Genomic DNA, 4,150 nt, shown 5'->3' on the forward strand with positions numbered 1-4,150 from the left:
CGCACTTTGCAGTTCCCGGAATTTAGCAAACACGAGATGAAGACGGGCGCGCACCTCCTCATCCGGATTGAGAACAATTGTGCCCGCTCGATCGTAGGCGAGCCCGGCCGGCAGCGGCAGCCGCAGTTCGCCCCGCGCCGCCTTCTGCCGTTCCCCTTGGTGAAGGCGCATCCGAAGCTGATGCAGCTCCGCCTCGCTCATGATGCCGGACAGGCCCAACAGCAGGCGGTCGTGATAGGCGCGCGGATCGTAAAGCCGCTCGCCATCCGCAATCAGCACGCCGAACACCGAGCACAGTTCGAGAAGCTGATGCCAGTCCCGGTTATTGCGGGCCAAGCGCGAAGCGTCGAGACTCACCACGAGACCGGCGTTGCCAAGGCCGATCTCGGCAATGAGCTTATGGAAACCATGACGGTCCACGCCGCCAGCACCGGATTTGCCCAGATCCTCGTCAATCACCTGGACGCGCTCGGGCGGCCAGCCCAGACCGATGGCGCGATCGACAAGGCGGTACTGCAGCTCGGTGCTCTCCTGATGCTGGCGCACCTGGTTCACGGATGACTGCCGCACGTAGACATAGGCCAACTTGGCTCGGTGAGCCGTCGTGAGCCGCTCGTCAGCGACGGTCGAGCTGATCAGCACGACCCAGTCCCCTTCCGGGCGTGCCGGGGATCGCTTGCATTCGCCGCATCAGCGCGGCGATCGTTTGAGCAATCTGGGTTTGCGTCGCGGTCGACAGATTCGGCCAGAGGCGCGGAATGTCGGCCATCGGACGGCCGGATGGATTTGCCAACGTTGGCAGGGGTCGATACGCAACGCGACCTGGGAGCGGTCGGTGGGTCATCGCGAATCACCTTCTCATCGAGACGGCTCAGACTCGCGCTCAAATGTTGCATCAATGGGATCAGCGTCCGTACACTGATGCGCGGCAGGTCGGCCGCGTTCGGGCGGAAAGCGATCGACGTCTCGGTAAGGTCCGTCGACGCGATCCGAACCCCCCGCCGCCGTCCGTCCGGCAGCGCGACAACAACGTAGGCGGGACCGCGTCCCGACCGCTCCTTCAGCACCTCAAGCCGGTGCCCAAATAGGAAATGATGCGGGTCAGTGATCGTGACGTGAGACACGACCCGTTCAAGAATAGGGGTACTCTGCCGTGTTCGGCGACCCCACCTATGCCGACGCCGTTCTCGACCGCCTGGTCCATAACGCCCACCGGATCGATCTCAACGGCGAGAGCCTGCGGCGAACCCGTAAGCCTGGCCGAAAGGCCTGAGCCCGTGGCCCTGTGGACATGCCGCTGCGCTTGGACAACGCGAAGGGCGTTGCCCATATGCCCACAGCAGGAGCAGCAAAAAACAAGTCCTTCGAGCCGCGATTCAAGATTGACCACGCGGCTTCGCCGATGCCAGAAACCAGACAGCCAGAACGCCTCGCGCCCCGGGCGACATCAAATCGGAATGGTGGGCGAGATCATCTCGGAATCCTGGGCGAGATCAAATCGGTACACCCGGGCGAGATCATCGGAATCCGCATTTCGGCCATCTCCAGCCCGAATAGAGCGGCGACATCGCCTTCATCAAGCACCTTCGCCGCGCCTGTCCAGCGCCGGCGAGCATTTCAATGAAATTGCACATTGGGGTGGGCCTTGAGCCAGGGCTCGTTCTTCTTGTGGGTGTTGAGGTTGTCGAGGATGACGTGAAGCTGGCGGTCCGGAAATGCAGCGGTGACGCTGTCCATGAAGTCGAGGAACTCGACACGACGCCGCCGTTTTGAATGCGTCGCGATGATCTTTCCGGTGGCAACCTCGAGTGCCGCAAACAGCGTTGTCGTGCCATGCCGCTTGTAGTCGTGTCTCTGACCGGTCAAGGCGCGGCCATTGGGCAACTTCAGATAGCCCTGCGCTCGCTCCAAACCCTGGATCGAAGGCTTTTCGTCCACGCATAGCACAATGGCCCTCGCGGGCGGGGCGACGTAGAGGCCGACAACATCGGCGGCCTTGGCCGTGAAGTACGGGTCATTGCTCTGCTCTCGCACCAGGACTTGCGAACCACAAGGTCGATCTTGTGGTTGCGCAGGAACCGCCAGACATATTGGACGTCAACATCGCCCAGCGCCTCGGCCAGCAGCGGCCCGGTCCAACGTGCGAACCCCTCCGGCGGCGGTTGGTCCAGCAGCTTCAGAATCCGCTTGTCGGTCGTCTTCGTATAAATCGGCTGCTTGCCCGGCCGCGGCTTGTCTTGCAGCCCTTCAAGGCCATGGTCGGCATAGCGATGCCGCCAAAGGCTGACAATCCGCGGCTGGACCCCGACTTCCTTGGCGATCGGCCGGGTGCTGCGTCCGTCCGCCGCCAACAGAACTATCCGCGCCCGCTTCAAATCGCGCTGCAACGTCACCGGCGAGCGACAACCCGCCTCCAGCACCTTGCGATCTTTCCGCGAAAGGTGGACTTCTCTTGCTTCGGGGATCATCCATATCTTGAATCACGACTCACGTTCCAAGAAAAGTGGGTACTAGAATTAGTAGGTTCGCTGTTCTCAGTTCTCAGCTAAGTAAGTAGAGCCGTTTTGGAAGAAACCTGTCCTGAACATAAGGCCAGAAGGGCCTGAAAAGTGCAATTGACGGTGCTACGCAAGTCAGGAACTCGCAGAGAATGGAGAACAAGCATGGCAAACTTACGCCAGGACGACAAGTCTACACCAGGGACAGATGATGCAGCTCGCCGTGCCGGCGAGCGGCCTGCCGAGCAGACCAGCCGTACCGGACAAGCTGCAGCTGATCAGACTGCGCATGTCGGGCAAGGTGCCGCTCAAGCCGGAGAAGAAACGGCCCGATCAACTTCCAACTTTCTTAAGCAGAACGTTGAGACGGTGCAGAACGCATGGCGGATCGGCCTGGAAGCGACGACCTTAGCCGTGGGACGCTCTATCGAGCAACTTGGTCGCACGCTCGGGGTCTCAGGAGAAGGGGTGCAACAGGCAAAAGACGCAACGGAACGGTCGGCGCGCAACGCGCAAAAGATCCTTCACACCAGTAATGCTGCTGCCAAAGTGATGAATGGAATTTCTCAAGAGTACAGCCAGATGGTTCGGCATCAAGTCGGGAAGAACATGGACTACATCAGCCAGCTGTGGACCTGCCGGACCCCTCAGGAATTTGTAGCCGCACAAAGTGATATTGTGCGGAAGTCTGTGGAAATTGCTCTGGAAGGTAGCCGTCGGATCGCCGACCTGTCGCTCAAAGTGGCCGACGAAACCGGAAAGCAGATCAAGTGAAGTATGGAAGAAGTCCGGCTCTCCGCCTAACGGGCATACAGGTTCGGCTGGAAAACGAGCGCTGCTTGTCGGTTGCTCTTGCCGCCTTGGGAGTGAGACTTTTGAGAAAACCAAGGCTACCGCTGTAAACGCAATGTCGAGTTAAGGCCAGTCTCTGAATTGGCAGCGCCCCTTGGATTCTCCGTTACGCACCAACGCTCATTGGAGCGACTTGTCATGATCGTTCCGTCGTGGGCCCGTGGGATGCGGCGCCCTGAATGCCGGGCTAACAGAAGGTCGTGCTTTCGATTTATCTCTTGGAGGTCGGCAGCCTTGAATGGCGTAAGCCGTCGCGTCGGTTTCATCTTGCTCGGCGCGATAGAGCTCTTGCCTGCCCTCTAGACTTGATCCGGTCGCCCCCCAAGAGTAGGTAGGAGCCCGATCCAATGTTGATGCTGTACCGTCAAACGTCGGTAGCCTTTCGGGCTGGACTCCGTGGAGCATCAGGATTTGACGATGTCTAAAAAGACTACCAACTTGCGCGCCGAAGTTAAGAAACGCATTGCCCAGATCGAAAGTATGACACCAGAGCATTTTCCGACGGAAAGAATCGGGTGGGGATTCCCAAAACGGCGCGAGTCAGATTCAAGCTGCATGCTGGCAAGGGAGGCCAGCATGTATGGCCAGGGCGCTTTCGGTTGATCTTCGCCAAAGGGTGGTAGCCGCGATTGACGGTGGCATCACACCGGCTGGTTGGCCGGCGACCGGGGCTGTGGACGAAGCGTTTGCGGAAGTGCGAGCGAGCTTCGATCGGTTGCCTTGCGGCAGGGATCAAGGCGCTCGGCACGACGATGGAGGCGGATGTTGTGGCGGCCTGCGGGCCGCGCCACGGTCGCGAC

At 60.1% G+C, this 4,150-nt stretch carries 4 protein-coding genes and 3 pseudogenes; 4 read left to right on the plus strand and 3 right to left on the minus strand.

The annotated features are described in order from the left end of the window. Positions 1 to 642, minus strand: a 642-nt coding sequence (locus tag AC066Y_RS42895) for a recombinase family protein (protein WP_478279095.1), incomplete at its 3' end; no start/stop codon positions are given. After that, complete coding sequence (locus AC066Y_RS42900; RefSeq protein ID WP_224497196.1) at positions 617 to 769, minus strand: hypothetical protein; 153 nt, start codon at positions 767 to 769, stop codon at positions 617 to 619. The genes AC066Y_RS42900 and AC066Y_RS42895, both read right to left, overlap by 26 nt. A 384-nt stretch (positions 770 to 1,153) precedes the next feature. Between AC066Y_RS42900 and AC066Y_RS42905 the strand changes: the two are divergent. Further along, positions 1,154 to 1,273: pseudogene (locus AC066Y_RS42905) on the plus strand (ATP-binding protein); the annotation flags it as partial. A gap of 347 nt (positions 1,274 to 1,620) precedes the next feature. Here AC066Y_RS42905 and AC066Y_RS42910 read toward each other — a convergent pair. After that, a pseudogene (locus tag AC066Y_RS42910) lies at positions 1,621 to 2,468 on the minus strand (IS630 family transposase); the annotation flags it as partial. Positions 2,469 to 2,663: 195 nt separating this feature from the next. Between AC066Y_RS42910 and AC066Y_RS42915 the strand changes: the two are divergent. From AC066Y_RS42915 to AC066Y_RS42925, 3 genes and pseudogenes are all read left to right on the plus strand, one after another. Continuing rightward, on the plus strand, positions 2,664 to 3,272 hold the full coding sequence (locus AC066Y_RS42915) for a phasin family protein (protein WP_478279096.1): 609 nt from the start codon (positions 2,664 to 2,666) through the stop codon (positions 3,270 to 3,272). Positions 3,273 to 3,767: 495 nt separating this feature from the next. After that, positions 3,768 to 3,953 carry a hypothetical protein gene (locus tag AC066Y_RS42920; RefSeq protein WP_478279097.1) on the plus strand — a complete coding sequence of 62 codons (186 nt, stop codon included), beginning with the start codon at positions 3,768 to 3,770 and terminating at the stop codon, positions 3,951 to 3,953. 25 nt (positions 3,954 to 3,978) lie between these two features. Next, positions 3,979 to 4,150, plus strand: a pseudogene (locus AC066Y_RS42925) (IS256 family transposase); the annotation flags it as partial.

The sequence above is a fragment of the Bradyrhizobium sp. USDA3010 genome (assembly GCF_056429065.1).

Bases quoted from the DNA above. Each gene is read 5' to 3' on its own strand.
- AC066Y_RS42920 (WP_478279097.1), top strand. From the start codon at position 3,768: ATGTCTAAAAAGACTACCAACTTGCGCGCCGAAGTTAAGAAACGCATT.
- AC066Y_RS42900 (WP_224497196.1), bottom strand. From the start codon at position 769: ATGGCCGACATTCCGCGCCTCTGGCCGAATCTGTCGACCGCGACGCAA.
- AC066Y_RS42915 (WP_478279096.1), top strand. From the start codon at position 2,664: ATGGCAAACTTACGCCAGGACGACAAGTCTACACCAGGGACAGATGAT.